We start from the raw sequence: 26992 nt of genomic DNA on the forward strand, positions 1-26992 counted from the left end.
GACGACAAGGGCGCGACCCGGCATCGGCCGGGTCGCGCCCTCGTCGTGCGCGGGTCGCGCGTCAGGCCCGGTGGATCCGCACCGTGATCACCTGGAAGGCCCGCAGCACGAGCCGCACACCGCGGCCGTCGGCCTCGGGCTCGAACGCGATCGACCGCGGGAAGCCCGCGCCGAGCGGGCGCTCGAGCACGTCCACCTCGGTGAACCGGTCGGCGTCGAGGTGCGCCTCGAGCCGGGTCGCGGCGCGCGCCCCCGTGGACTCGTAGAGCCGCACGATCACGTCGCCCGAGCCGTCGTCCGCGAGCTTCAGCGCCTCGATCCGCACCGTGCCGCCGTGCACCGAGACGAGGCCCGCGGCGGTGGGCAACGAGGACGGGACGACCTCGGCGGCGTGAGCCGGTGCGGGCGCGACGGCCGGCGCCGCATCCGTCGCGTCGCCGGGTCGCACCACGCGCACAGGCAGGTTCTGCTCCAGCCCCGCGTCGACCGCGCCCTCGATGCCGACGCCGGGCACGAGCGCGTACTCGAACCGGTGGTGACCGATGTCCTGCACGGGGTCGGGGGAGCGCGCCGCCCGGACCAGGCTGATCCGCAGCTCGGTCTCGACCTCGCCCGTCGCGCCCACCGAGCGCGTGATGTCGTGCCCGTAGCTGCCCGCGTTGGTGAGGGCGACGCCGTAGCCGGGCTCCTCCACGTGCACGAAGCGGTGCGCCATGACCTCGAAGCGCGCCTCGTCCCACGACGTGTTCGTGTGCGTGGGGCGGCGGACGTGCCCGAACTGGATCTCCGCGCTGTGGTGCTGCGCGTGGATGGTGAGTGGGAAGGTCACCTTGAGGAGCTTCTCGTCCTCGAGCCAGTCGAGGTCGGCGGTCGCGTGGATCCGGGCGTCGTCCGCGTGCAGCGACACCCGCTGCACGACGCGCGAGCGCCCGAACTGCCGGACGACCTCGACGGTCGCGCGGAGCGGCGAGTCCTCGACGAGCTCGACGGACGCCTGGTCGACGAGGTCGGTGCGGCTCGCGCGGTAGTGCGCGTCGACGTCCCAGGCGTCCCACGCCGTCGGGATGTCCTCGTGCAGCTGGAGCATGTTCGCGGCGCGGCCGGCGGGCACGAGCTCGCGGTCGGCGTGCCGCAGGTCGACGATCGAGGTGATCAGGCCGCGCGCGTCGAGCGTGACGCGCAGCAGGCCGTTGTCGAGGACGGTGCCGCCGTCGGCGCGCGTCGTGACGACGGGCGAGGCCGGCTCCACGGCGAAGAGCGGCGCGATCCCGCTGCCGGGCACCGCGACGAGCGCCTGCGCGGATCCGTCGGGCGCCTCCACGAGCGCCGTGCGCGCGTGGCCGGTCGAGTTCACCGCGAACGCGCCGGATCCGTCGCCCTCGCCGTCCGCGACCGCCTGCGCCGTGACGCGCGCGATGGCGTCGGCCACGAGCGCGTCGAGCTCGGCGAGGCTGCGCGCGTAGTCCTCCTCGTTCTCCCGGTGCACCCACGTGATGGAGGAGCCCGGGAGGATGTCGTGGAACTGCTGCAGCAGCGTCTGCTTCCAGAGCCGGTCGAGCGCCGCGTACGGGTAGTCGGCGCCCGTGCGGACGGCCGCGATGGTCCACCACAGCTCGGCCTCGCGGAGGCGGTGCTCGGCCTGGCGGTTGCCGCGCTTCTCGCGGGCGTGCGACGTGAACGTGCCGCGGTGCAGCTCGAGGTAGAGCTCGCCGACCCACACGGGCGCGTCCGGGTACTCCGCTTCGGCCTTGCGGAAGAACTCGTCCGGGTGCTCCACGATCACCTTCGGCGACCCCTCGAGGTCGGCCGTGCGGCGCTGGCGCTCCATCATGTCGCGCGTGGGCCCGCCGCCGCCGTCGCCGTAGCCGAAGGGCGCGAGCGACATGGTCGCCTTCCCCTTCTCGCGGAACTGCCGCACCGCGTGGTGCGTCTCCTCGGCCTCGAGCGTGGAGTTGTAGGTGTCGATGGGCGGGAAGTGCGTGAAGATCCGCGACCCGTCGATGCCCTCCCAGAAGAAGGTGTGGTGCGGGAACGTGTTCGTCTGGTTCCAGGACAGCTTCTGCGTGAGGAACCAGTCGAGGCCCGCGAGCTTCGCGATCTGCGGGAACGACGCCGTGTAGCCGAACGAGTCGGGCAGCCACACGCCGTGGGTCTCGACGCCGAGCTCCTCCTGGAAGAAGCGCATGCCGTGGGTGAGCTGGCGGATCATCGCCTCGCCGCCCGGCAGGTTGCCGTCGGGCTCGATCCACATGGATCCGACCGGGTACCAGGTGCCGTCCGCGATGGCCTGCTTGATGCCCGCGAACACCGTCGGGTAGTTCTCCTTCACCCAGACGTACTGCTGCGCCTGCGAGCACGCGAAGCGGAAGTCGGGGTACTGCTCGGCGAGCCGGAGCACGTTGGAGAAGGTGCGCGCGGTCTTGCGCTTCGTCTCGCGGATGGGCCAGAGCCAGGCGCTGTCGATGTGGGCGTGGCCGACGCCGCTCAGCGTGTGCGCGCTCGGCACGGCGGGGCGCGATAGCACGTCGGCGAGCTCGGCGCGGGCGGCGGCGGCGGTGCCGACGATGTCGTCCATCGCGAGCACGTCGAGCGCGCGCTCGATCGCGCGCAGCACCTCGTGGCGGCGCGGCTCGGTCTCGGGCAGCTCCATCAGCAACTGGTACAGCACCTCGACGTCGAAGCGCAGCGCCCACACCTCGGGCTCGAACACGGCGAGCTCGGCCTGGCGGAAGCGGTAGATGGGCTCGGCGGGCGCGGTCGCCTTGTCGCCGTACGGGGTCGGCACGAACTCGTTCACGAGGATGTCCGGGTTGCCCGCCGCCTCGACGAGGAAGCGCACCTGCTCGCCGCCCGTGGCCTCGTCGGCGAGGCGCACGTAGGTGTTGCGCGGGTGGATCCCCTTGACCGGCACGCCGTCCATGGTGTGCACGAGGCACTCGGCCTGGTTGCCCGGCCAGTCGCCGATGAAGCCGGGGTCGATGAGCAGCTCGACCGTGCGGCCGGCCCACTCGGCGGGCACCTCGCCCGTGACCTCGAACCACCACGTCGACCACGCGCGGCCCCACGGCTCCCCCAGCGCGAAGGGCGCGTACTCCTGCCGCATGGCCTCGGCGACGGGCACGGGCTCGTCGGGCGCCATCCACGCGCGGAGGGTCACGGGCGCCTTCGCGGAGTACACGGCGGGAGTGATCCGCTCGTCCAGCGCGCGGAGGATCCGCTCCTGGACGAGCTTCTGGGTCTGGTGCATGGGGAGTCCTTCGGGAGGTCGGGATGCAGGCAGTCGGGTGGGGCGCGGGGCCCGGGGTAGCCGCGCTTCAGCGGAGGTAGGACAGCGCCGGGAACGCGTGCATCGCGTCCTCCAGCAGGGAGCGCGCGACCGTGACGGAGTCGACGAGCGGGTGGTGGGCGAGGGCGCGGACGGCGGCGGCGCGGGATCCGCCGACGCCGGCCTCGATGGTCTGCCGCTCCACGTACTTGGCGTTGGTCACGAGGCCCACCCCGAAGTCGGGGAGCTCCGTGCCGGCCACCGGATGCGCGCCCGAGGCGTCGACCACGCACGGCACCTCGACCACCGCGTCCGCGTCCAGTGCGGCGAGCGTGCCGCGGTTCCGCACGTTGAGGATGAGCCGGGCGCTCTGGTCGTACGCGATGCCGCGCATGAGCGCGATCGCGACGTCCTCGTAGCCGCCCGAGACGAGGTCGTCCTCGTCGCGGTCGCCCATGCCGGCCGACTGCCGGTTGGTGGCCATGTAGGTGGTCTCGCGGTCGAGGCGCGTGCGCTCCCACAGCGCGAGCGCGGACACGTCGTGCCGGTGCTCGAGCTGCTCGTAGAACCGGCCCTGCTGCTCCACGAGGAAGGCGCCGCGGGTCTGGGCGGCCAGCTGGTCGGCGTGCCGGACCTCGCGCTTGAAGTAGTAGTAGTGCAGGTACTCGTTCGGCACGGCGCCGAGCTCGGTGACCCACTCGGCGCCGAAGAGCCGGCCCTCCTCGAACGTGCCGATGAGATCGGGGCGCGCCATGAGGTCCGGCAGCACGTCGCGGCCGTCGACGCGCAGGCCCCGCAGCCAGCCGAGGTGGTTGAGGCCCGCGTAGTCGATGACGACGTCGTCGCCCTGCACGCCGAGGGCGCCGAGCACGCGGCGGGCGAGGCCGATGGGGGAGTCGCAGATCCCGATGACGCGGTCGCCGAGCACGCGCGACATGGCCTCGGTCACGACGCCGGCCGGGTTCGTGAAGTTGATGACCCACGCGTCGGGGGCCTGCGCCCGGATCCGCTCGGCCAGGTCCATGACGACCGGCAGCGTGCGCAGCGCGTACGAGATGCCGCCGTAGCCGACGGTCTCCTGGCCGATGACGCCGTGCGCCATGCCGAGTCGCTCGTCGCACGAGCGCCCGGCCATGCCGCCCACGCGGATCGCCGAGAAGACGAACGCGGCACCCGCGAGCGCCTCGTCGAGGTCGGTGTGCAGCGTGATCACCGGGGCATCCGCGTACGCCGCCGCCTGCTCGGCGAGCACGCGCGCGACGGCCGTGAGGCGCACCTCGTCGGTGTCGTAGAGGGCCACGTGGTCGACCCGGCCGGCCTCGTGGTCGCGCAGCAGCGCCGAGTAGACGAGCGGGACGCGGAAGCCGCCCCCGCCCAGGATCGTGAGCCTCATGCGACGGTCACCGACACTCCCTTGTCCGCGAGGCCCTGCGACACCCGCTCGTGCGGGGCGGCCTCGGTGATCAGCTGCGTCAGCGACGCGGTGGGGGCGACGCGGCCGGCGCCGGTGCCCGGGAACTTGGAGGAGTCGGCGAGCACCGTGACCCGGTCGCTCACCTCTGCCATGGCGCGCTTGATGGGCACCTGGGCCATCGTCGTGTCGCGCAGGTCGCCGTTGTCGGCGATGCCGCTCACTCCCACGAACGCGTGGTCGGCGTGCAGCATCCGCAGGCTCTCGGCGGTGAGCGGGCCGGAAACCGAGCGGTAGACCGGATCCCAGTCGCCCGGCAGCAGGATGAGCCGCACCGTCCGGTCGTCCCGCAGCACGTCGAACGCGGCGACGTTCGCGGTGATCACGGTGACGGCCCGGCCGCGCAGCTGCTCGGCGAGGTGCAGCGTGGTGGTGCCGATGTCGAGCACGACCGACTGGCCGTCCTGGATCTGCGCCGCCGCGGCCCGCGCGATGCGCTCCTTGGCCTCGCGGTTGACCTGCTCGACCTCGGCGAAGGGCGCGTCGACCTCGACGAGCACCGCGCCGCCGTGGGTGCGCCGGAGCGCGCCCTGCTCGTCGAGGCGGGCCAGGTCGCGGCGGATGGTCGCGTCGCTCGTGCCGGCCGCCTCGGCGAGCTCGGCGACCGTGGCGCTGCGGGTGGCGCGCAACCGGTCGAGGATCACGAACTCTCGGGCGTCTCTCATGACGTGAACATTAGCGCGCAGGATCAGTCAGAAACAATCTCGTAATGAACAAGGTCTTCCATCCTCGTGCTCACATGGGCTAGAAACGTCACTACCGGTCGGCGGGCACCCGTCGACCTCGTCCCGCCGGCAGCGTCGCCGTCGGCGGACCCGCACCGCTCGCCACCCGTCGGCGCGGCGCCCACCCGAAGGAATGAGGTCCCCGTGCCCGCAGACCCGTGTCCCGACCAGGCTCTCGCCGACCAGGCCCCCGCCGGGCTGCTCGTCGTCGGCCAGCTCTTCGCGGACGTCGTGTTCGGCGCGCTGCCGGGCGGGCCGCGGCCGGGACACGAGATCTGGACGTCGTCGTTCGGGCACGGCCCCGGCGGCATCGCGAACTTCGCCGTCGCCGGCGCGCGCCTCGGGGTGCCGACCGCCATCGCCGCGGCCGTGGGCACGGATCCGTTCTCTCTCCTCGTCCGCGCCGCGCTCGCCGCCGAGGGCGTGTCGCTCGACCACCTCGTGACCCTCGACGACTGGGCGCTGCCCGTCACCGCGTCCCTGAGCTACGACGACGACCGCGCGCTCGTCACGGGCGGCGTGCCCTGCACGCTCGGATCCGACGAGCTCGTGCCGGGGGAGGTGCCGGCGGCCGCCGCGGCGCTCGTGCACCTGGATCCGCAGCGCAGCGCCTGGATCGGCCGGGCCGCCGCCGCGGGCACCGACGTCTACGCGGATGTCGGCTGGGACCCGTCCGAGCGCTGGGATCCGGCCATCCTCGACCAGCTCGACCAGTGCCACGCGTTCGTCCCCAACGAGCTCGAGGCCTCCGCGTACACGGGCACCGACTCGGCCGTGCAGGCCGCCCGGGCGCTCGCCGCGCGCGTGCCGCTCAGCGTCGTGACCTCCGGATCCCGCGGCGTCGTCGCCGTCGACGCCGGCACCGGCGAGGAGGTCGTGCGCCCGCCGCTCGCGGTGCGCGCCGTCGACGCGACCGGCGCGGGCGACGTGTTCGGCGCATCGCTCGCCGCGTCCGCCCGCGCGCCGTGGACGCTCACCGAGCGCGTCGACTTCGCCTGCCTCGTCGCGGGGATCACGGTCACGCGCCCCGGAGGCGCGTCCGGGGCCCCGCGGCTCGACGAGCTCGTGCCCTGGCTGCGCGCGCACCCCGACGCGGCCGAGCCCGGCCGCTACGACTACCTCGCCGAGGCGCTCGCCGGCCCCGACGCCGCGCACCTCCTCGCCTGACGATCCCTCCCGCTCCCGCCCGACCCCCCACCGAATCGAGAACCACCATGTCCCTCCTCCCCGCCCGCCGTTCCCGCGCCCGGCGCATCGTCGTCGGCGTCGCGACCCTCGCGCTCCTCGCGCCGGTCCTCGCCTCCTGCTCGTCGTCCTCGGAATCCTCGGCCGGCGGTCAGCTCGACCTGTGGATCTGGCCGGACGGCCTCAGCCAGACGGTGCTCGACAGGGTGCCGTCCGAGGTGCCCGGCACGACGCTCAACGTCTCCACCATCGGCGGCGACTTCAAGCAGAAGCTCGTCACCACGTTCACGGGCCGTTCCGGCCTCCCGTCCGTCACGGGTGTCAAGGGCGAGGACATGCCCTACTTCCTCAGCGAGGACGGGCTCTTCGAGGACCTCGACAAGCTGGGCGCGAAGGACGTCGCCGACCAGTACCCGGCGTGGAAGCTGAAGGAGGCGACCACGAAGGACGGCCAGCTCATCGGCCTCCCCATCGACATCGGCCCCACCGCCCTCTACTACCGCGCGGACGTCTTCCAGAAGGCCGGCCTGCCGAGCGAGCCGGCCGACGTCGCCGCGGCGACGGCCACGTGGGACGACTACTTCGCGTTCGGCAAGAAGCTCAAGGCGGCCACCGGCGGCGCGATCTTCGTGGACGCGTCCGACGTCTTCACCAAGTCGCTCGGCCAGGGCACCACCCGCTTCGTCGACGAGGACGGGAACTACACGGGCGACAGCGACACCGTGAAGGCCGCCTGGGATCGCGCGGTGCTCGCCTGGAAGGACGGCCTGACCGCGAACGTCACCGACGGCAGCCCGGACTGGGCCTCGGCCATCAGCAACGGATCCCTCCCCGCGCTCCTCGGCGCCTCCTGGTACCAGGCCGACCTCAAGAGCGCGACGGCAGACACCGCGGGCGACTGGCGCGTGGCGCCCATGCCCGGCGGCCCCGCGAACATCGGCGGCTCGTTCCTCTCCATCCCGTCCGGCACGAAGGACCCGCAGGCCGCGTTCGCGGTGATCAAGGACGTGCTCAGCGAGGACAACCAGGTCACCGCGTACGCCGACAAGGGCATCTTCCCGTCGGCCACCGCCGCCTACGACTCCCCGGAGCTGCAGAAGGGCGACGACTTCTTCGGCGGCCAGTCGACCGTCGGGATCTTCGCCGACGCCGCCGCCAAGATGCCCACCGCGTACACGAGCCCGTACGACAACCAGGTGCAGGCCGCGTTCGTCACCGAGCTGCAGAACGTGACGTCGCTCGGCAAGGACCCGGACCAGGCCTATGCCGACGCCGTCGCCGCTGGCGAGGCCGCCCTGAAGACCGCGAAGCAGTGATCCCCGTCGCCATCCGCCCGGGAGGGCGCCCGCCCGCGCCCTCCCGGGCCGGCGCGGGGACCCGCGGGCTCCGCCGCACGTGGCCGTACTACGTCGCCATCGCGCCGTTCTTCGTGCTGTTCCTGATCTTCGGCCTGTTCCCGGCGCTCTACTCGCTCGTGCTCTCGTTCCAGGACTGGAACGGCCTCGGCACGGCAAAGTGGGTGGGCCTCGCGAACTTCCAGGCCCTCGCGGCCGACGGCACGTTCTGGCTGTCGATCAAGAACACGCTCATCATCTTCGCGCTGTCGACGTTCCCGATGATGGCGATCGCGGTCGTCGTCGCGGCGATGCTCAACTCGGCCAAGCGGCTCAGCACCTTCTACAAGATCAGCTACTTCGTGCCGAACGTCACCAGCGTGGTCGCGATGGCGGTGCTCTTCGGATCCATCTTCGGCGACAGCTTCGGGCTCGTGAACGCGGGGCTCCGCGCGATCGGGCTCGACGGGGTGGCGTGGCTCTCGACGCCGTGGGCGATCCAGGTGACCATCGCGATCCTCATCACGTACCAGTGGACCGGCTACAACGCGATCATCTTCCTCGCGGGCATGCAGGCCATCGGCGCCGAGGTCTACGAGGCTGCCAAGCTCGACGGCGCCGGCGCGATCCGCACCTTCTGGTCGGTGACGCTGCCGCTGCTGCGCCCGACGATCCTCTTCGTGCTCGTGGTCTCGACCATCACGGGCCTGCAGAGCTTCACGGAGGCGCAGGTGCTCACGTCCTCCTCCAGCATCACCAACCCGAACTCGGGCGGCGCGGGCCAGGCCGGCCTCACGACCGTCCTGTACTTCTACCAGCAGGCCTTCAACTACAACCGCTTCGGCTACGGCGCCGCCATCGCGTGGGGCGTGTTCCTGCTCGTGGTGATCTTCTCCATCATCAGCTTCCGGCTCGGGTCGGAGAAGAAGGAGAAGCCCGTGCGGGCGCCCGGCACGAGGAAGGGGCAGCGCGCATGAGCACGACCGTCCACTCCGCGGGATCCGCCGCGGCCCGGATCGCGGACCAGGCCTCCGGGCGCGCGCGATCCGACGGGGAGCGCACCGGTCGGCCCGCGGGCCGCCGGCAGTTGCCGCCCGGCCGGGTGATCCTGCACGGGATCCTCTTCGCGGGATCCATCGTGAGCCTGTTCCCGCTCTACTGGCTCGTCGTCATGGCGAGCAACACCACGAGCGACATCTACAAGTCGCCGCCCGTGCTCGTGCCGGGACCGTACCTGTGGGACAACATCCAGGCCGTGTTCCGCACGATCGACTTCGGCGGATCGCTCATGAACACGGTGATCGTCGCGGTCTCCGTGACGGTGCTCGTGCTGTTCTTCGACTCGATCGCCGCGTTCACGTTCGCGAAGTACGAGTTCCCGGGGCGGCGCGCGCTGTTCGCGCTGCTGCTCGTGACCTTCATGCTGCCCGCGCAGCTGTCGGTGATCCCGCAGTTCGTCACGATGATCAACCTGGGCTGGGTCGGCCAGCTGCAGGCGCTCATCGTGCCGGCGGCGGCGAACGCGTTCGGCATCTTCTGGCTGCGGCAGTTCATCATCTCGAGCGTGCCGGACGAGCTCATCGACGCGGCCCGCATCGACGGCGCCGGGTTCTTCCGGCAGTACCTCACGGTGTGCCTGCCGCTCATCCGACCGGGCCTCGGGTTCCTCGGGATCTTCACCTTCATCGCCGCGTGGAACGACTACCTCTGGCCGCTCATCGTGCTCAACGACCCGGGCACGCTCACGCTGCAGGTCGCGATGAGCCAGCTGAACAGCGCCCACGGCAAGGACTACGGCATGGTCATGGCGGGCGCGCTGCTCGCGGTGATCCCGCTCATCGTCGTGTTCCTCATCGGCGCGAAGCAGTTCATCGGCGACATCGCGAAGGGCGCGCTGAAGTGACGGCCGCCTCGACGCGCGCGCCGCGGATCCAGGCCGTCGGCGACCCGGCCGCGCTCGGGGCCGCCGCGGCCGACGTCGTGCAGGCGTTCCTCGGCGAGGATCCGGCGGGCGTGCTCGGGGTGGCGACCGGATCCAGCCCCGAGCCGCTCTACGCCGAGCTCGCGCGGCGGCACCGGGAGCGCGGCCTCGTCACGGACGGGCTCTCGCTCGTGGCGCTCGACGAGTACGTGGGGCTGCCGGCCGGGCACCCGCAGTCGTACCAGGTGTTCGTCCTCGCGCGCATCGCCGGGCCGCTCGGCGTGCCGAGCGCACGCGTGATCGTGCCGGACGGCGCCGCGGACGACCCTCGGGAGGCCGCGGACGAGCACGAGCGGCGGATCCGGCGGCTCGGCGGCGCGGGCCTGCAGATCGTGGGCATCGGCGTCAACGGGCACCTCGGCTTCAACGAGCCGGGCTCGCCGGCCGACGGGGCCAGCCGCGTGGTGCGCCTCGCGGAGGGCACGCGGCAGGACAACGCGCGGTACTTCGGCGGTGATCCCGCGCGCGTGCCGACGCACGCCATCACGCAGGGCATCGCGACGATCATGTCGGCCGAGCGGATCCTGCTCGTCGCCTCGGGCGCGCGCAAGGCCGACGCGCTCGCCGCCGCGCTCGCGGGGCCCGTCACGGAGGAGGTGCCCGCCTCGATCCTGCAGCGGCACCCGCGCGTGACCGTCGTCGCCGACCGGGCCGCGCTCGCGGGGCTCGCGGGGCTCGCGACGCTCGCCTGACCGGGAGCCCGGCCGCCCCGCATCCGCCGCCACCCGCGCCCCGGCGCACCGACCAGCACGGAGACCCGCATGTCCCACCTCGACGACGTCGCGCCCGGATCCGTCTCGAGGCTGCCGCCGCGCGCCCGGTTCGCGACCGACGCGGCCGTCCACCCGCTCGACGGCGACTGGCGCTTCCGCCTGCTGCCGGAGGCGCCGGTCGACGCGGCCGACGCGCTGCCCGCGGTCGCGGACCCGGCGCTCGACGACGCCGCGCTCGACGCGGCCGGCTGGACGACGCTGCCCGTGCCGTCCCACTGGGTGCTGCACGGCCACGGATCGCCCGCGTACACGAACCTGCAGTACCCGTTCCCCATCGACCCGCCGCACGTGCCCGACGCGAACCCGACCGGCGAGCACCGCCGCGCCTTCCGGCTGCCGGCGTCGTTCGCGGACGCCGAGCGCGTGCTGCTGCGCACCGACGGGATCGAAGGCCTCGCCACGTTCTGGGTCAACGGCGTGGAGGCGGGCTGGACCACCGGCAGCCGCCTCACGACCGAGCTCGACGTGACCGACCTGCTCGTGCCGGGCGACAACCTGCTCGGGATCCGCGTGCACCAGTGGTCGGCCGCGTCCTACCTCGAGGACCAGGACCAGTGGTGGCTGCCCGGGATCTTCCGCTCCGTCGAGCTGCTCGCCCGGCCCGCCGGCGCGCTCGACGACGTGCGCGTCCGGGCCGACCGCGATCCGGCCGACGGATCCGGCCGCCTCGAGCTCGAGGTCGACGGCGCGTTCCCCGTCGTGGTGCGCGTGCCGAAGCTCGGGATCCACGTGACGTGGGAGACCCCGGTCGACGTCGCGCCCGTCGGGATCCCCGCCGTCGACGCGTGGACCGCCGAGCGGCCGCGCCTCTACGACGCGACCGTGTCCACGCCGGGCGAGACGGCGTCGCTGCGGATCGGCTTCCGCACGGTGCGCATCGACGGCGACGCGCTGCTCGTCGACGGCCGCCGCCTCACGTTCCGCGGCGTCAACCGGCACGAGTCGCACCCCGAGCGCGGCCGCGTGTTCGACGAGGCCGAGGCGCGCGCCGACCTCGAGCTGATGAAGCGGAGCGGCGTGAACGCGATCCGCACCTCCCACTACCCGCCGCATCCGCGCCTGATCGACATCGCCGACGAGCTCGGCTTCTGGGTCGTGCTCGAGTGCGACCTCGAGACGCACGGCTTCTGGGACGTCGAGTGGCGCGACAACCCCTCCGACGACCCGCGCTGGCGCGACGCCTACCTCGACCGCATCGCGCGCACGGTGGGCCGTGACCGCAACCACCCGTCGATCGTCATGTGGTCGCTCGGCAACGAGTCCGGCACCGGGCGCAACATCGCGGCCATGTCGGCGTGGGTGCGGCGCGGCGATCCCACCCGGCCCGTGCACTACGAGGGCGACCTCACGGGCGAGCACACCGACGTCTACTCGCGCATGTACCCCACGCTCGAGGAGATCGACTCGGTGTGCGGCACGCCGGTCGCGGGCATCCACGAGACCACGGGCGCGACCGGCGCGAAGCAGCGCGCGAAGCCGTTCATCCTGTGCGAGTACGGGCACGCGATGGGCAACGGGCCCGGATCCCTCGCCGACTACGAGGACGCCATCGACCGCTGGCCGCGCCTGCACGGCGGCTTCGTGTGGGAGTGGCGCGACCACGGGCTGCTCGCGCGCACCGCTGACGGCCGGCCCTTCCACGCGTACGGCGGCGACTTCGGCGAGCCCGTGCACGACGGCCCGTTCGTGATGGACGGCCTGCTGCTGTCCGACGGCACGCCCACGCCCGGCCTCGCCGAGCTCGCGGCCGTCATCGCGCCCGTGCGCGTGCGGGTCGCGGCCGACGGATCCGGCGTGCGGGTCGAGAACCGGCGGCACAGCGCGTCCACCGACGACGTCGACCTGGTCTGGATCCTCGCCCACGACGGCCGGCAGGTCGCCCGCGGGGTCCTCGAGCACGCGCCCCTCGCGGCAGGCTCCGCGGCGACGATCCCGCTGCCGCCCGAGGCGCGCGCCGCCGGGCACGCCGAGGAAGCGCACGTGACGGTGCAGGTCGTCACGCGGAACGACGCTCCGTGGGCCGAGGCGGGGCACGTCGTGTCGTCGCACCAGGCGCTCGTGCGCCACCGGACCGCGCCCCGGCCGCGTCCCGCCGGACGCTGGCACGGCGACGCGCTCGGCGTCGGGACCTTCGACGCGCGCGGCGACCTCGTCGCGTGGGCCGGCGTGCCCGTCCGAGGACCGAGGCTGGAGCTGTGGCGCGCGCCCACCGAGAACGACCGCGGGGCCGGCCAGGGATCCTACGAGCTGGCCGAGCCCGAGCTGACCCGCGGCCGCGGCGCCGAGGAGACGCCGTCGGCGGCCGACCGCTGGCGCGAGCGCGGGCTGCACCGGCTCACCCACCGGCTGCTCGGGACCACCCGCACGGCCGGCGGCCTGGAGACGCGGATGCGCGTGCAGGCGGCGCACTCGGGCGCGGGCGTCGACGTCGCGTTCCGCTGGACCGCGACCGACCGCGGCCTGCTGCTCGCGACCGAGGTCGTGCCGTTCGGGGACTGGGACTGCACGTGGCCGCGGGTCGGCGTGCGCATCGACCTGCCGGGCGCGCTCGCCGAGCATCCCGTCGCCTGGCACGGCACGGGGCCGGGGGAGTCGTACGCCGACAGCCGCACGGCCGCGCGGGTCGGCCGCTTCGCGTCGAGCGTCGACGGCCTCGCGGTCGCCTACGCCCGCCCGCAGGAGACGGGCCACCGGCCCGGGCTGCGCGCGCTCGTGGTCGGCGACGGATCCGGGACCCCGCTCACCGTGACGACCGTGCCCGACGCCGCCGGCCATCGCCCGGGCTTCCAGCTCTCCCGCTGGACCCCGCAGCAGATGACCGACGTCGGCCACCCGCACGAGCTGCCCGCATCCGACGGCCTGCACCTGTTCCTCGACGACGCCCAGCACGGCCTCGGATCCCGCGCGTGCGGCCCCGACGTGCTCCCGCGCCACGCGCTCTGGCCGTCGCTGCGCACGTGGGAGGTGCTGCTGGGGTGATGCGGATCCGGGGGCCCATAGCCACCGCGGGCATCAACGAGCGGAAGGAAAGCAGATCCCGGTGGCGAACGACGCGTTCCTGTCGAGCAGCTCGTCTACGCGGTCGCCGAAGGGGCTGTGTCGGTCGAGGGCGTGCGTGTAGCGCTTGAGCGCGATGATCGTGGCGTAGATGGATCCATCGTTCCTGGCGTACGCCCGCTCGTTCCGCAGGTCCTTCCTCTCGGGTGCCGCCACGATGTTGGATCGTCGATGCCAGAGCTGCGCATGATGCGCGCAGGCGTTGCGGAGCACGGCGAGCGCATGGATCGTCGGTTGGAAGCCCGTCCACGGGAGCGACAGCGACTGCGCCGTGCGCCGTGCGCCGTGCCGGAGTCGAGTCGGCGAGGTACTGGACCATGCGCGCCAGGACCCCGAAGCTGACCATCTCGATGGCGACCCAGACGGGGACCCCGGAGAGATCGTCTCCCGAGCGGTAGCGGTTCACGGTGGCTGAGGGGCGACGCAGCTCCCTCTCGATGCTCGTCACATGGGCGTCCAGGTCGGGGGTGATGCGGAGGTAGTTCTCCCGTCGCAGGTAGAACGCGTCCGAGCCGAGGATCGCGGCGGCTTCGTGGGCGAACCGCGACCTGACGCTGAGCTCCACCTCGGTCAGGCCGGAGAAGAGGAGCTTGCGGAGCTCTTCGTCCAGGTCCATGAGCTCGAGGATCTGAGCGAGGGAGGTACCGGGGACGAAGTCGTTCCGCGCATCCTTCGGGTCGACTTGGAACTGCCTCGCGTATCCGCTGATGCGGTAGTAGCTGCGGTCGTAGAGCGCGCGGGCGGTCTCCTCGTCGGAGGAGAGCTCCAGCCCGCGTGAGCGCAGCAGCTCGCGTTGCTCGGCGAGGCTCAGGTGCGGCTTGTCCATGGATCACCTGCTCCTGACATGGAAAGGCCCCCCTCATTTAAGGAAGCCGTGCGGCTCTAGCCTTGGGGGGCGCTGACGAGAAGAACTTAGCAGCCGAGACGCCGTGCTTCCTGATCTTCTTCCTCTGCCTAGCCGCGTCGTGCGAGCGTGGCGGGCGGGTCCGGGCGACGCGCATCCGCCGACGCTAGGCTCCATGCGCGCGCATGGAACTGATCCGTGCGAGAAGGAGCATCCCATGAGCACCACCTACCGCGTCGGCTACCTCGTCGGCAGCCTGTCGTCCACCTCCATCAACCGGGCCCTGTCGCTCGCGCTGAAGCGCCTCGGGGCCCAGGCCGGCCTCGAGCTCACCGAGATCCCCATCGCGCCGCTGCCCTTCTACAGCGCGGACATGGACGGCGAGTACCCCGAGGTCGCGAACGACTTCAAGGCGGCCATCGCGGACGCCGACGCCGTCATGATCGTCACGCCCGAGTACAACCGCTCGGTGCCCGGCGTGCTGAAGAACGCGCTCGACTTCGCGAGCCGCCCCTACGGCGAGAACGCGTTCCAGGGCAAGCCCAGCGCGGTCATCGGCACGTCCATCGGCGCGGTCGGCACGGCCGTCGCGCAGCAGCACCTCCGGAGCATCCTGTCGTTCCTCGCGTCGCCCGAGCTCTCGCAGCCCGAGGCGTAGATCCAGACCACCGAGGGCCTCATCTCGCCCGAGGGCGCGATCTCGAACGCCGGCACCGAGGAGTTCCTCCTCGGCTGGCTGCAGGCGTTCCACGCGCACATCGAGCGCAACCTGCAGGCCGTCTCCGCATAGCGGACGCGACGCACGACGAGGGGCTCGGGCGGATCGTCCGGGCCCCTCGTCGTGCGGGATGTCCGTCCGTGCCGACCGGCGTCCCGCGGCGGCGCCGTCGTGGACGGTCGCGTCCTCTTCGACCGGGGGAGGGTGCGCGCATGACCGACCTCGAGGCGCGCGAGGCGATCGCGCGTGCTGTACGGGCACGGTGGGCCACGTTCCCGCAGTCCGTCCACGGGGCCACCGACGACTCCATCGGGATCGACGGTGACGATGCCCGCGGCGAGTGCGACGTCACCACCACGGTGCGCACGGATTCCGGTCGGTGGGTGAGGAAGGGGGCCTACCGGGACGAGTACCGCCGCATCGACGGGTACCGGCTCGACGCCCGCCGGGAAGCCGACGGGTTCGACATCGATCCCCGGCCGGACGAGAGCGAGACGCGCTCGAGGTCCTACCGCGGCTGATCTCCTGCGCGCGCATCGAGGCGGCCGTCGCCGAGCTCGGCTACCGGGGTGACCGAGCGGGCGAGAGACGAAGCAGGAGAAGCCGGCCGCCGCCTCCGGCCGCCGCGCGTCGCCCCCTGAGCCCGATCGGAGTCACGCCCATGGACCGGACGAGCATCCCCCTGTGGGCCGCGGTGGCGGTTCCTCTCCTCGTCGGAGCGGTCTGCTTCTCCCTGCTCCGGTCGGAGTGGGCGATCGTGGTCTTCGCCGTCGTCCTCCTCGGCATCGCCGTGGTCCACCGGGTCGCCCCCCGACGGCCTCGCGGGTAGCGCGCGACAGCGCCCGGTCGGAGCTGGGGACGCGGGGTCGAGGCGCCTGGCGAGGTAAGGCTATGCTTACCCGCGGCCCGGCTCCCCGCGGGCCGACACCGGCCTCGATCCCCAGGAGACCCATGCCCCGCGCGCTCGCCCGTCTCACCGCCGCCACCGTGACGGGACTCGTGCTCGTCGCCCTCACCGGCTGCGGCGCCTCCGAGGAGGTGCCGGCCGCGTCCGTCGCCGACGCCGGCGAGGGGACGACGACCTACCCGCTCACGCTGTCGAACTGCGGCCACGACGTCACGATCGACCAGGCGCCGCAGCGCGTGGTGTCGCTCGACCAGGACTCCACCGAGATCCTGCTGTCGCTCGGCCTGCAGGACCGCATGGTCGGCACGGCGTCGTGGACGGATCCCGTGCTCGACTCCCTGGCCGACGCCAACGCGCAGGTGCCGCGCCTCGCCGACAACGCGCCCACCTACGAGGTGCTGCTCGGCGCGGACCCCGACTTCGTCACCGCGTCCTTCGGCCGTCACTACGCCACGGGCGGCGTGGTCACGCGCGACCGGCTCGCCGAGACCGGGATCCCCTCCTACCTCTCTCCCACGGACTGCGACTCCGACATCAGCATCAACGGGGGCGGTCAGCGCACCACTGCGCTCACGGTCGACGCGCTCTACCAGGAGATCCGCGAGATGGCCGAGGTCTTCGACGTGAAGGACCGCGGCGAGGCGCTCGTCGCGTCGCTCCAGCAGCGCGCGGCCGCGGCCACCGACGGCATGGACCTCGGCGGCGCGAAGGTCATGTACTGGTTCGCCGACACGAAGACGCCGTACATGGGCGGCGGGTTCGGCGCCACCGCGCTCCTCTCGCGCCAGGTCGGCCTCGCGGACGCGTTCCCCGAGGTGCGCGACGACTTCATCGCCACCGGCTGGGAGACCGTGGTCGACCGCGACCCGGACATCCTCGTGCTCGGCGACCTCCAGCGGGACCGGTTCCCCGGCGACAAGCTGCAGGACAAGATCGACTTCCTGAAGTCCGACCCGCTCACGCGCGACCTCACGGCCGTGAAGGAGGACCGCATGGTGGCGCTGCACGGCGCCGAGCTGAACCCGTCGATCCGGTTCGTGGACGGGCTCGAGAAGATCCGGGCCTGGTGGGACGCGCGCGGGGACCGGCTCTGAGCGCCCCGGCCTCGCGGGCCGCGGCCGCGCCGATCGCCGCGCGGGTGCGCGCCCTCCCGCACGCCCTGCGCATCGGGCTGCTCGTCGTGCTCGGGGTCGTGGCGCTCGCGCTCTCGGTGGGCGTCGCCGTGACGCTCGGGCCGGCCGACGTGTCGCTCGTGAACGTGCGCGACATCCTCCTCAACCACCTGGGTGCCGCGCGGATCCCCGTCCGCGTCTCCGAGGACGCCATCGTCTGGCAGGAGCGACTCCCGCGCGCGCTCGTCGCGGCGGCGTGCGGCGCGGGCCTCGGCCTCTGCGGCGTCGTGCTCCAGTCGCTGCTGCGGAACCCGCTCGCGGATCCGTTCGTGCTCGGCGTCTCGTCCGGCGCCTCCACCGGCGCCGTGCTCATCGGGGTGCTCGGCCTCGGCGGCGGCGCGATCGGCATGTCCGGCGGCGCCTTCATCGGCGCGCTCGTGGCCTTCGGCTTCGTGCTCCTGCTCGCGCGGTTCTCGTCGGCCGGCACGGCCGGCGTCATCCTCGCGGGCGTCGCCAGCACCCAGCTCTTCTCCGCGCTCACCTCGCTCGTCGTCTTCGCGTTCGCCGACTCCGACGAGACGCGCGGCATCACGTTCTGGCTCCTCGGATCGCTCGAGGGCATGCGCTGGGACGAGGTCGGGCTGAGCGTCTCCGTGGTCGTCGTCGGCGCCGTCGTCTGCCTCGCCTACGCCCGCTCGCTCGACGCCTTCGCGTTCGGGGAGGAGGTGGCGTCGTCGCTCGGGATCCACGTGGGCCGCACCCGCACGATCCTCCTGGTCGTGACCGCGCTGCTCACCGCGACGCTCGTGAGCATCGCCGGCGCCATCGGATTCGTCGGCCTGGTTCTGCCGCACGCCGCGCGCCTGCTGTTCGGCCAGCGGCACTCGCGCGTCGTGCCCGCCACGATCGTGCTCGGCGCGGTGTTCATGGTGTGGGTCGACGCGTTCTCGCGCCTCGCCTTCGCACCCACGCCGCTGCCGGTGGGCGTCGGCACGGCGCTCGTCGGCGTGCCCGTGTTCATGCTGCTGCTGATGCGCAACCGGGGGCGCGCATGACGCTCGAGGCGCGGGGCGTCAGCTGGTCGCGGGGCGGGCGGATCGTGGTGGACGACGTCACGCTCGAGCCGGCGCCCGCATCCACCGTGGGGCTGCTCGGGCCCAACGGCTCGGGCAAGTCGTCGCTGCTGAAGCTGCTGCAGGGGGACGCCGCGCCGGACTCCGGCCGCGTGACGCTCGACGGCGCCGACCTCGCGGGGCTCCGGCGGCGCGAGGTCGCCCGGCGCGTGGCGACCGTGACCCAGCACGGCGAGACCGAGGTCGACATCGTGGTGCGCGACGTCGTGCGCCTCGGCCGCACGCCGTACCGGACGCTCCTCGGCGGCGACACGGCAGAGGACCGGGCGGCGATCGACCGCGCGTTGGCGCACGTAGGGCTCGCGGCGAAGGCCGACCACGCGTGGCGGACGCTCTCCGGCGGCGAGCGGCAGCGGGCCCACATCGCGCGCGCCCTCGCGCAGGAGCCGCGCGAGCTGCTGCTCGACGAGCCCACCAACCACCTCGACATCCGCCACCAGCTGGAGCTGCTCGCGCTCGTGCGCGACCTGCCCGTGACCACCGTGGTCGCGCTGCACGACCTCAACCTCGCGGCGATGTTCTGCGACAGCGTGCTGGTGCTGCGCGAGGGGCGCGTGGTGGCGGGCGGGGATCCGCGCGAGGTGCTGACGCCGGAGCTCATCGCCGACGTCTACGGGGTGCGGGCGCTCGTCAGGCACGACGAGGCGCGCGGCTGCACGCAGGTGCTGTTCGACGCGGCGCCGCTCTAGGCGGGTCCGTCCCCATCGCCCAGGATGGGAGGACGGCCGCGCCGCGCGGCGCTTGGACGACGAGGGGATCCGCATGGGCACGATCACGATCACGGGAGGATCCGGCCGGATCGCCACGAGCATCCGCCCCCTCCTCCTCGCCGCCGGGCACGAGCTGCGGCTGCTCGATCTGGTGGCGCCGCCGACGCCGCTCGCGCCGGGGGAGACCTCGGCGATCGTCGACACGACCGACGTCGACGCGTGCACCGAGGCGTTCCGGGGCTCCGACCTCGTGGTGCACCTCGCGGCGCACGCGGCCGAGCGGCCGTGGGAGGCGATCCAGCGGGTGAACAACGACGGCGCGCACGCGGTTCACGAGGCGGTCGTGCGGGCGGGGGTGCCGCGGATCCTCGCGGCCAGCTCCATCCACGCCGTCGGCTTCCTGCCCGCGACCGAGGCCGCGCGCGAGGACGTGCCCGCGCCCCGGCCCGACACCTTCTACGGCCTCAGCAAGGTGCTGCTCGAGGGCCTCGGCAGCATGTACGCCGACCGGCACGGGCACGTCGTGGTGAGCGTGCGGATCATGACGGCCGAGCCCGAGCCGTCGCAGGCCCGCAGCGTCTCGACCTGGCTCTCGCCGGGCGACGCGGCGCGGCTCGTCGAGGCCGTGCTGCGGTGGGACGAGCCGGGCCACCGGATCGTCTGGGGCGTCTCGCGGAACACGCGCCGCTGGGTGTCGCTGGCAGCGGGCGAGGCGATCGGGTACTTCCCCGAGGACGACGCGGAGGTCTTCGCGCCCCGCTTCCCGGAGCTCGGGGAGGACACGTCGCCGCCCGCGGGCGTGCTGCTCGGGTCGATCTTCACGGAGGTGGAGCTGGGGTCCGACATGGGGTGAGGCGGGGTGCGGCGCGACCCGGCGGCCCGTCTTAACGGGCGCGAAACACCGGCGAAGCGGCGGGGCAACAGCGCTCCGGCTGAATGGGAGGCACGCATCGGGCCGGCATCCGGCCGCTCGGGTCGACCAGGGAGTCGCTGATGGAGCTCGCCGCACTGAGGAACCCCGCGCTGCAGATCGGGATCGCCGCCGTCGCCGGCATCGTGTTCGGGCTCGTCGCCGCGGGTCCGGCCGCCGACGTCGCCGTGCTCGGGCAGGTGTTCATCCGGCTGATCCAGATGGCGATCGTGCCTCTCGTGATGACCTCGGTCATCGTGGCGACCGGATCCGTCGGCGGCGCCGGCACCGGCCGACTCGCGTTCCGCACCTTCGCGTGGATGATCGGCTTCTCCGTGCTCGCCGCCGTCGTGGCCGTGGGGCTCGGCACCGTGCTGCGGCCGGGCGCGGGTGCGACCTTCTCGGGCGAGCTGGATCCGTCGCTCGCCGCCCAGGCGTCGGAGGCGTCCACCTGGCAGGACACCGTGCTGGGCTTCTTCTCCACCAACATCGTCGACTCCATGGCGGGCGCGGCGATGGTGCCGATCATCGTGTTCTCGCTCCTGTTCGGCGTCGCGCTCAACGGCTACGTCTCCACGACGGGGAACGCGCTCGTGCTGCAGCTCCTCGAGCAGCTGCAGCATGTGCTGCTCGGCCTCATCCGGCTGGTCATGCGCGTCGCGCCGGTCGGGGTCTTCGCGCTGCTCGCGGGCCTCACAGCGGATGTCGGACTCGCGGTCGTCACGAGCGCCCTCGCGTACCTCGGCACCACGGCGCTCGGCGTGGTGATCCTCACGGTCGTCTTCGTCGCGGTCGTCGCCGTGCGCACGCGCCTGGATCCGCGCCGCCTCCCCCGCAAGCTCGCCGAGCAGACCCTCATCGCGGTCACGACCACGTCGAGCGCGGTCACCTTCCCCACGGTGCTCCGGAACACGGTGGAGAAGGTGGGCGTGAGCGAGCGGGTGGCGAACTTCACGCTGTCCATCGGGCTGACGATGGGCTCGTACGGGGCGGTGCTGAACTACACGATCGTCGTGCTCTTCCTCGCGCAGTCGGGCGGCCTGGCGCTCACGCCCGGGCAGGTGCTGCTCGGGATGGGGCTCGCGATCCTCCTCAACATGGGCACCATCACGGTGCCGGGCGGTTTCCCCGTGGTCGCGCTGTTCCTCGCGTCGACGCTCGGGCTGCCGGTGCAGGCTGTCGGGCTACTCATCGCGGTGGACTGGTTCACCGGGATCCTCCGCACCTTCCTCAACGTGAACGGCGACACCTTCGTGGCGATGCTCGTGGCGGCGCCGGACGGGGAGATCGACCGGGACGTGTACCGGGGGACGGGGACGACTGCCACGGCGGCGGCCTCCGCGGTTCCCGTCGCCGAGGAGGCGCCGGCGGACGCGACGGCACCGGCCGTGGCACCAGCGGCGCGCGACACCGTGGGGGCGCCGCGCGGCTGACCCGCCGCGCATCCGGCGCTCGCACCGGGGCCTCGCCGCGCGCCGGGCGGCGTCCCGGTCCGACGTACGCTGAGGGCATGCGGTCCTTCCGACGTGCGGGATCCGCACGCACCCCCGAGCCCGGCGACGGATCCATGCCCGACACCCGCGGCCCCGTGCGCCCACCCCGCGCACCCCGCGCGAAGCTCCCGCGCGACGTGCTGGTCCTCGGCGTCATCGCGTTCTTCGTGATGGTCGGCTTCGGCGTGGTCGTGCCCGTGCTGCCCGTCTACGCCGAGAGCTTCGGCGTCGGCAGCTTCGAGGTCGGCGCCGTCATCTCGGCGTTCGCGCTCATGCGCTTCGTGATGAGCCCGTTCGTCGCGCGCCTCATCGACTGGAGCGGAGAGCGCACGGTGCTCGCGGTGGGCATCGGGATCGTCGCCGTCTCCTCCGGGCTCGCGGGTCTCGCGCAGGACTACGTGCAGCTGCTCCTCCTCCGCGGCGCGGGCGGCATCGGGTCGGCGATGTTCTCGGTGGCCGCGATGACGCTGCTGCTCGGCTCGACAGATCCCACGCGCCGGGCCCGGGCGATCGGCTTCTACCAGGGCGGCTTCCTCATCGGCGGCATGGCCGGGCCCGCGCTGGGCGCCGTGCTCGCGACCATCTCCCTCACCGCTCCCTTCTTCTTCTACGCGGCCACGCTCGCGGTCGCGAGCGTCATCGGGCTGCTGGTCCTGCGGCCGCGCACGCGCGACGTCGCCGCGACCGGGACGCCCGAGGTCGTGATCCCGTTCGGGAAGGTGCTGCGCGACCCCCGGTATCGTGCGGCGCTGCTCGCGAACCTCGGCAACGGGTGGGCGTCGATGGGCGTCCGCAGCGCGCTGATCCCGCTGCTCGTCGTGGCCGTGATCGGCGCGGATCCCTCGGCGACCGGCATCGCGTTCGCGTGCGCCGCGGTGGTGCAGGCGCTCGCGCTCGCGCCCGCCGCGCGCTTCGTCGACACGGTCGGGCGCCGTCCTGCGATCGTCGGCGCGTACGGCGTCGCCGGGCTGCTGATGATCGCGATCCCGTTCGCCCCCGACATGGTCGTGCTCACCGTGCTGCTCTGCGTCTACGGCGCGGCCGCGTCGTTCATGGGCACGGCCCCGGCCGCGGCGGTGGGCGACGCCGCGGGCGCCCGCAGCGGCCGGCCGGTCGCGGTGTTCTCGATGGTGTCGGATCTCGGCGCGATCGTCGGCCCGCTCGTCGCCGGCTTCCTCGCCGACGCGTTCTCGTACCCGGTCGCCTTCGCGACGGGCGCCGCGCTGCTGCTCGCCGCCTCCGCGTACGCGCTGCTGCGGATGCCGCGGGACGAGCGCGTGGCGGCACCCGCCGCGAGCTGATCCGGTCGCCCGGCCCGCCCTCCACCGCCGGATCCGCGGCCGGAGCGCACGTCCCCTGCCGTCATGCGCAGGATCCGCGGCCCGGCTTCCGTATCCTCGACACCGTGACGACTCCCCCGAAGAAGCCGCTTCCCCTCGAGCACGACTCCACCCGCGACGGCACCCGCGACGCCGTGGAGCCCGCCCTCCGCTCCGACGTCAGCCACCTCGGCGGCCTGCTCGGCCAGGTGCTCCGCGAGTCCGGCGGGGACGACCTGCTGCGCGACGTCGAGCGGCTGCGCGAGCTGGTCATCGACGCGTACGAGAGCGCGCGCGACGCGTCCATCGACGACGCCGAGCGCCTCGTCGCGACCTTCACGCCCGAGCGCGCCGAGCAGGTCGCCCGCGCGTTCACCTGCTACTTCCACCTCGCCAACCTCGCCGAGGAGCACCACCGCGTGCGCGTCCTGCGCGAGCGCGAGGCCGCCTCGGGCTTCGTGCCCGACTCCATCCCGGACGCCGTCGGGAAGCTCACCGAGGAGCTCGGCCGCGAGGAGGCCATGCGCCGCCTCGGCGAGATGCGGTTCCACCCGGTGCTCACCGCGCACCCCACCGAGGCGCGTCGTCGGGCGGTGGCCACGGGGATCCGCCGCATCGGCGACCTGCTCACCGAGCGCGACGGCGCCATGGCGGGCACGCTCACCGGGCAGGACGTCGACCGCCGGCTGCTCGAGGAGATCGACGGCCTGTGGCGCACGTCGCCGCTGCGCACCACGCGGCCCACGCCGCTCGACGAGGTCCGCACCGCCATGGGCGTCTTCGACCAGACCCTGTTCGAGGTCGTGCCGCGCGTCTACCGCCTGCTCGACGACTGGCTGCTCGGCGACGAGGCCGGTGCGCGCGACGCGGTGGCGCCCGCCTTCTTCCGGCTCGGCAACTGGATCGCGGCGGACCGCGACGGCAACCCGTACGTCACCGCGGCGGTCACCGAGGAGGCCGCGGGCATCGCCAGCGAGCACATCCTCCTGGGCCTCGAGCGCGTCGCCCTCCGCGTGGGCCGCTCGCTCACCCTGGGTGACGCCGACACCCCGCCGAGCGCCGAGCTCCGCGAGCTCGCCGCCGCGCAGGACGCGCTCGCGCCGCACCTCACCGCCCGCATCGGCACGCGCGCCCCGGCCGAGCTGCACCGCCGCGTGCTGCTCGTGATCGCCGGCCGCCTCGCCGCCACGCGCGAGCGCCACGACGACCCCATCGCCTATCCGTCGGCCGCCGAGCTGCTCGCCGACCTCCGTGTGCTGCAGGCGTCGCTCCGCAGCGCCGGCGCGCACCGCATCGCGGGCGGCGAGCTGCAGGGCCTCGTCTGGCAGGCCGAGACCTTCGGGTTCCACCTCGCCGAGATGGAGGTGCGCCAGCACTCGCAGGTGCACCGCGAGGCGCTGCGCGAGGTGCTGGCTGTCGCCTCGGCCGATGCGTCCGGCGAGCAGGCGCCCGAGCTCGCGCCCATGACGGTCGAGGTGCTCGACGTCTTCCGCACGCTCGCCCGCCTGCAGCAGCGGCACGGCGTCGCGCCGTTCTCGCGCTTCATCGTCTCGTTCACGCAGTCGGCCGACGACATCCGCACGGTGCACGAGTTGGCCGCGCTCGCCCTCGGGTCGGCGGAGGAGGCGCCCGTCCTCGACGTCATCCCGCTGTTCGAGACGTTCGCGGATCTCAACGCGAGCACCGAGATCCTCGACGGCATGATCCGGCTGCCCCAGGTCGCGGCGCGCCTCGCGCAGACGGGCCGGAAGCTCGAGGTCATGCTCGGCTACTCCGACTCGTCGAAGGACGTCGGGCCCGTCTCCGCGACGTTCGCGCTGTTCGACGCGCAGGCGCGCATCGCCGCGTGGGCGCGCGAGAACGACATCGAGCTCACGCTCTTCCACGGCCGCGGCGGCGCGCTCGGCCGCGGCGGCGGGCCGGCCGACCGCGCCGTGCGGGCCCAGCCGCCGGGATCCGTCGACGGCCGCTTCAAGCTCACCGAGCAGGGCGAGGTGATCTTCGCCCACTACGGCGACAAGCGCATCGCCGCCCGGCACATCGAGCAGATGGCCGCCGCGACCCTGCTGGCCTCGGCGCCCTCGAACGAGGAGCGCAACGCGGCCGCCGCGCACGGGTCGGCGGACATGGTCCGCACGATGGACGAGGCCTCGCGCGCCCGCTTCTTCGAGCTCGTGAAGGCGCCGGGGTTCGCGCCGTGGTTCGCGCAGGTCACGCCCATGGAGGAGATCGGGCTGCTCGCGCTCGGCTCGCGTCCGGCTCGCCGCGGCCTGTCGGTCGAGTCGCTCGAGGACCTGCGGGCGATCCCGTGGGTGTTCGCGTGGACGCAGGCGCGCATCAACCTCACCGGCTGGTTCGGCCTCGGATCCGCGCTGGCCGCCGTCGGCGACGAGGACGTGCTCCGCAAGGCCTACGACGAGTGGCCGCTGTTCACCTCGATGATCGACAACGTCGAGATGTCGCTCGCCAAGACCGACGGCCGCCTCGCGGAGCGCTACCTCGCGCTCGGCGACCGGCCGGATCTCGCGGCGCTCGTCACCGAGGAGATGGAGCTCACGCGCGAGTGGGTGCGGAAGGCCACCGGCCGCGGCGAGATCCTCGAGGGCCGACCGGTGCTGCGACGCGCGGTGCGCCTGCGGAGCCCCTACGTCGACGCGCTGTCGCTGCTCCAGCTGCGGGCCCTGCGCGCGCTGCGGACCGCGGCTTCCGACGCGACCGGCCAGGCTGCCCCCGGTCAGGCCGACCCGACGGATCCGGACCACCGGCTCCTGCTGCTCACCGTCAACGGGATCGCGGCGGGGCTGCAGAACACGGGGTGATCCGGGCCCGCACTCGCACGACGGCGGCCGGCTCCTGAGGGAGTCGGCCGCCGTCGTATCGCACAAGGGGTGCGCCCTACGCCGCCCCGACCTCCCGGCGGATCGCCGCCGCGAACCGGTCGATGTCGTCCTCGGTGGTGTCGAAGGAGCACATCCAGCGCACCTCGCGGCGGGCCGGGTCCCAGTCGTAGAAGCGGAACTCGGAGCGGAGGCGGTCGGCGACGCCCTCGGGGAGGATCGCGAACAGGCCGTTCGCCTGCGTCTCCTGCGTGAACTCGACGCCGTCCACGCCGTCGAGCGCGGCCCGGAGGCGCGCCGCCATCCCGTTCGCATGGCGCGCGGAGCGGAGGTAGAGCGGCACGCCGTCGACCTCGGATCCGAGGAGCGCCAGCAGCTGCGCGCTCACGAACCGCATCTTCGACGCGAGCTGCATGTTGAGCTTGCGCAGGTAGGTCAGCCCCTCCGACGCCGCCGGGTCGAGCACCACGATCGCCTCGCCGTAGAGCAGGCCGTTCTTGGTGCCGCCGAAGCTCACCACGTCGACGCCCGCGTCGGACGTGAACGCGCGGAACGGCGCGTCCAGCGTGGCTGCCGCGTTGGAGAGGCGCGCGCCGTCCATGTGCAGGCGCATGCCGCGCTCGTGCGCGTGGTCCGCGATCGCCCGCACCTCGGCCGGCGTGTAGACGGTGCCGAGCTCGGTGGTCTGCGTGATGCTCACGGCGAGCGGCTGCGCGCGGTGCTCGTCGCCCCAGCCCCACGCCTCGCGGTCGATCAGCTCGGGCGTGAGCTTCCCGTCCTCGGTGGGCACCTGGAGGAGCTTGATGCCGGCGACGCGCTCGGGGGCGCCGCCCTCGTCGGTGTTGATGTGCGCGGTGGTCGCGCAGACCACGGCGCCCCAGCGCGGCAGCATCGAGAGGAGGCCCGTGACGTTCGCGCCCGTGCCGTTGAAGACGGGGAATGCCTCGGCGCCGCGGCCGAAGTGCTCGCCGACGACCTCCTGCAGGCGGGCCGTGTACGCGTCGCCGCCGTACGCGACCTGGTGCCCGCCGTTCGCGGAGGCGATGGCCTCGAGCACCTCGGGGTGGATCCCGGAGTAGTTGTCGGAGGCGAACCCGCGGGCGGCGGTGTCGTGGAGGCGGAGGGGGGAGGCGGCGGCGGCGTCGGTCACGGTGTCCATCCTCGCGTACCGATGGAGTTGCTCTGGCTTTGGTCGCAGGTTTTCCTGTAGATTGATAC

Annotated in this window: 20 protein-coding genes and 2 pseudogenes; 16 read left to right on the forward strand and 6 right to left on the reverse strand. The window is 73.2% G+C overall.

All coding sequences use genetic code 11. From position 1 onward, the window contains the following. Positions 1-61 precede the first annotated feature (61 nt). The 3 genes from CMN_RS01550 to CMN_RS01560 form a co-directional block, all read right to left on the reverse strand. Entirely contained in the window at positions 62-3247 is a 3186-nt protein-coding gene (locus tag CMN_RS01550) for an alpha-mannosidase (RefSeq protein WP_015489112.1), read from the reverse strand. A gap of 67 nt (positions 3248-3314) precedes the next feature. After that, complete coding sequence (locus tag CMN_RS01555; RefSeq protein ID WP_015489113.1) at positions 3315-4658, reverse strand: 6-phospho-beta-glucosidase; 1344 nt, start codon at positions 4656-4658, stop codon at positions 3315-3317. Further along, a complete protein-coding gene (locus CMN_RS01560) occupies positions 4655-5401 on the reverse strand; it encodes a DeoR/GlpR family DNA-binding transcription regulator (protein WP_015489114.1) in 747 nt (248 codons plus the stop codon). The genes CMN_RS01555 and CMN_RS01560 overlap by 4 nt, the downstream gene beginning before the upstream one ends. A 204-nt stretch (positions 5402-5605) precedes the next feature. Between CMN_RS01560 and CMN_RS01565 the strand changes: the two genes are divergently transcribed. The 6 genes from CMN_RS01565 (at position 5606) to CMN_RS01590 (ending at position 13713) form a co-directional block, all read left to right on the forward strand. After that, the gene (locus tag CMN_RS01565) at positions 5606-6628 is read left to right on the forward strand and encodes a carbohydrate kinase family protein (protein WP_015489115.1); all 1023 of its coding nucleotides are present in this window, start codon (positions 5606-5608) and stop codon (positions 6626-6628) included. 47 nt (positions 6629-6675) lie between these two features. Then, the gene (locus tag CMN_RS01570) at positions 6676-7962 is read left to right on the forward strand and encodes an ABC transporter substrate-binding protein (protein WP_015489116.1); all 1287 of its coding nucleotides are present in this window, start codon (positions 6676-6678) and stop codon (positions 7960-7962) included. Then, a complete protein-coding gene (locus CMN_RS01575) occupies positions 7959-8957 on the forward strand; it encodes a carbohydrate ABC transporter permease (RefSeq protein ID WP_015489117.1) in 999 nt (332 codons plus the stop codon). Before CMN_RS01570 ends, CMN_RS01575 begins: the two co-directional genes overlap by 4 nt. Next, positions 8954-9883 carry a carbohydrate ABC transporter permease gene (locus tag CMN_RS01580; protein ID WP_015489118.1) on the forward strand — a complete coding sequence of 310 codons (930 nt, stop codon included), beginning with the start codon at positions 8954-8956 and terminating at the stop codon, positions 9881-9883. The genes CMN_RS01575 and CMN_RS01580 overlap by 4 nt, the downstream gene beginning before the upstream one ends. Further along, the gene (locus CMN_RS01585) at positions 9880-10653 is read left to right on the forward strand and encodes a glucosamine-6-phosphate deaminase (RefSeq protein ID WP_015489119.1); all 774 of its coding nucleotides are present in this window, start codon (positions 9880-9882) and stop codon (positions 10651-10653) included. Before CMN_RS01580 ends, CMN_RS01585 begins: the two co-directional genes overlap by 4 nt. Before the next feature lie 69 nt (positions 10654-10722). Then, complete coding sequence (locus tag CMN_RS01590; protein WP_015489120.1) at positions 10723-13713, forward strand: glycoside hydrolase family 2 TIM barrel-domain containing protein; 2991 nt, start codon at positions 10723-10725, stop codon at positions 13711-13713. Positions 13714-13746: 33 nt separating this feature from the next. Here the strand turns inward: CMN_RS01590 and CMN_RS15230 are convergent, their stop codons facing one another. Together CMN_RS15230 and CMN_RS15520 are read right to left on the reverse strand one after the other, a co-directional pair. Beyond that, positions 13747-13947, reverse strand: a complete 201-nt coding sequence (locus tag CMN_RS15230; RefSeq protein WP_041465200.1) for a hypothetical protein — start codon at positions 13945-13947, stop codon at positions 13747-13749. 202 nt (positions 13948-14149) lie between these two features. Next, positions 14150-14617: pseudogene (locus tag CMN_RS15520) on the reverse strand (Abi family protein); the annotation flags it as partial. A gap of 235 nt (positions 14618-14852) precedes the next feature. On the opposite strand from CMN_RS15520, the pseudogene CMN_RS01605 reads away from it, so the two are divergent. The 10 genes and pseudogenes from CMN_RS01605 (at position 14853) to CMN_RS01645 (ending at position 25756) form a co-directional block, all read left to right on the forward strand. Beyond that, positions 14853-15425, forward strand: a pseudogene (locus CMN_RS01605) (NADPH-dependent FMN reductase). Positions 15426-15565: 140 nt separating this feature from the next. After that, positions 15566-15874 (forward strand): nuclear transport factor 2 family protein, encoded by a 309-nt coding sequence (locus CMN_RS01610; protein WP_015489121.1) that lies wholly within the window; start codon positions 15566-15568, stop codon positions 15872-15874. 140 nt (positions 15875-16014) lie between these two features. Continuing rightward, positions 16015-16182 carry a hypothetical protein gene (locus tag CMN_RS14920; protein ID WP_155119023.1) on the forward strand — a complete coding sequence of 56 codons (168 nt, stop codon included), beginning with the start codon at positions 16015-16017 and terminating at the stop codon, positions 16180-16182. 122 nt (positions 16183-16304) lie between these two features. Beyond that, the gene (locus CMN_RS01615) at positions 16305-17354 is read left to right on the forward strand and encodes an ABC transporter substrate-binding protein (RefSeq protein WP_015489122.1); all 1050 of its coding nucleotides are present in this window, start codon (positions 16305-16307) and stop codon (positions 17352-17354) included. Beyond that, positions 17327-18427: a FecCD family ABC transporter permease gene (locus CMN_RS01620; RefSeq protein ID WP_015489123.1), complete on the forward strand. Its 1101-nt coding sequence runs from the start codon at positions 17327-17329 to the stop codon at positions 18425-18427. Before CMN_RS01615 ends, CMN_RS01620 begins: the two co-directional genes overlap by 28 nt. Continuing rightward, positions 18424-19194, forward strand: coding sequence for an ABC transporter ATP-binding protein (locus CMN_RS01625; RefSeq protein ID WP_015489124.1), 771 nt, complete (start codon positions 18424-18426; stop codon positions 19192-19194). The genes CMN_RS01620 and CMN_RS01625 overlap by 4 nt, the downstream gene beginning before the upstream one ends. Before the next feature lie 73 nt (positions 19195-19267). Then, complete coding sequence (locus CMN_RS01630) at positions 19268-20068, forward strand: NAD-dependent epimerase/dehydratase family protein (protein WP_015489125.1); 801 nt, start codon at positions 19268-19270, stop codon at positions 20066-20068. A gap of 140 nt (positions 20069-20208) precedes the next feature. Then, entirely contained in the window at positions 20209-21558 is a 1350-nt protein-coding gene (locus CMN_RS01635; protein WP_015489126.1) for a dicarboxylate/amino acid:cation symporter, read from the forward strand. Between the two features lie 77 nt (positions 21559-21635). Continuing rightward, the gene (locus CMN_RS01640; protein WP_227077717.1) at positions 21636-22919 is read left to right on the forward strand and encodes an MFS transporter; all 1284 of its coding nucleotides are present in this window, start codon (positions 21636-21638) and stop codon (positions 22917-22919) included. Between the two features lie 104 nt (positions 22920-23023). Next, positions 23024-25756 (forward strand): phosphoenolpyruvate carboxylase, encoded by a 2733-nt coding sequence (locus tag CMN_RS01645; RefSeq protein ID WP_015489128.1) that lies wholly within the window; start codon positions 23024-23026, stop codon positions 25754-25756. A gap of 76 nt (positions 25757-25832) precedes the next feature. Here the strand turns inward: CMN_RS01645 and CMN_RS01650 are convergent, their stop codons facing one another. Next, a complete protein-coding gene (locus CMN_RS01650) occupies positions 25833-26933 on the reverse strand; it encodes a threonine aldolase family protein (RefSeq protein ID WP_015489129.1) in 1101 nt (366 codons plus the stop codon). Between the last annotated feature and the right edge of the window lie 59 nt (positions 26934-26992).

This window comes from Clavibacter nebraskensis NCPPB 2581, from assembly GCF_000355695.1.
Taxonomy (GTDB): Bacteria; Actinomycetota; Actinomycetes; order Actinomycetales; family Microbacteriaceae; genus Clavibacter; species Clavibacter nebraskensis.

Coding starts and splice junctions, on each gene's coding strand:
- CMN_RS01550 (WP_015489112.1), bottom strand. CDS start 3,247: ATGCACCAGACCCAGAAGCTCGTCCAGGAGCGGATCCTCCGCGCGCTG.
- CMN_RS01555 (WP_015489113.1), bottom strand. CDS start 4,658: ATGAGGCTCACGATCCTGGGCGGGGGCGGCTTCCGCGTCCCGCTCGTC.
- CMN_RS01560 (WP_015489114.1), bottom strand. CDS start 5,401: ATGAGAGACGCCCGAGAGTTCGTGATCCTCGACCGGTTGCGCGCCACC.
- CMN_RS01570 (WP_015489116.1), top strand. CDS start 6,676: ATGTCCCTCCTCCCCGCCCGCCGTTCCCGCGCCCGGCGCATCGTCGTC.
- CMN_RS01580 (WP_015489118.1), top strand. CDS start 8,954: ATGAGCACGACCGTCCACTCCGCGGGATCCGCCGCGGCCCGGATCGCG.
- CMN_RS01590 (WP_015489120.1), top strand. CDS start 10,723: ATGTCCCACCTCGACGACGTCGCGCCCGGATCCGTCTCGAGGCTGCCG.
- CMN_RS01610 (WP_015489121.1), top strand. CDS start 15,566: ATGACCGACCTCGAGGCGCGCGAGGCGATCGCGCGTGCTGTACGGGCA.
- CMN_RS14920 (WP_155119023.1), top strand. CDS start 16,015: ATGGACCGGACGAGCATCCCCCTGTGGGCCGCGGTGGCGGTTCCTCTC.
- CMN_RS01615 (WP_015489122.1), top strand. CDS start 16,305: ATGCCCCGCGCGCTCGCCCGTCTCACCGCCGCCACCGTGACGGGACTC.
- CMN_RS01625 (WP_015489124.1), top strand. CDS start 18,424: ATGACGCTCGAGGCGCGGGGCGTCAGCTGGTCGCGGGGCGGGCGGATC.
- CMN_RS01630 (WP_015489125.1), top strand. CDS start 19,268: ATGGGCACGATCACGATCACGGGAGGATCCGGCCGGATCGCCACGAGC.
- CMN_RS01635 (WP_015489126.1), top strand. CDS start 20,209: ATGGAGCTCGCCGCACTGAGGAACCCCGCGCTGCAGATCGGGATCGCC.
- CMN_RS01640 (WP_227077717.1), top strand. CDS start 21,636: ATGCGGTCCTTCCGACGTGCGGGATCCGCACGCACCCCCGAGCCCGGC.
- CMN_RS01650 (WP_015489129.1), bottom strand. CDS start 26,933: ATGGACACCGTGACCGACGCCGCCGCCGCCTCCCCCCTCCGCCTCCAC.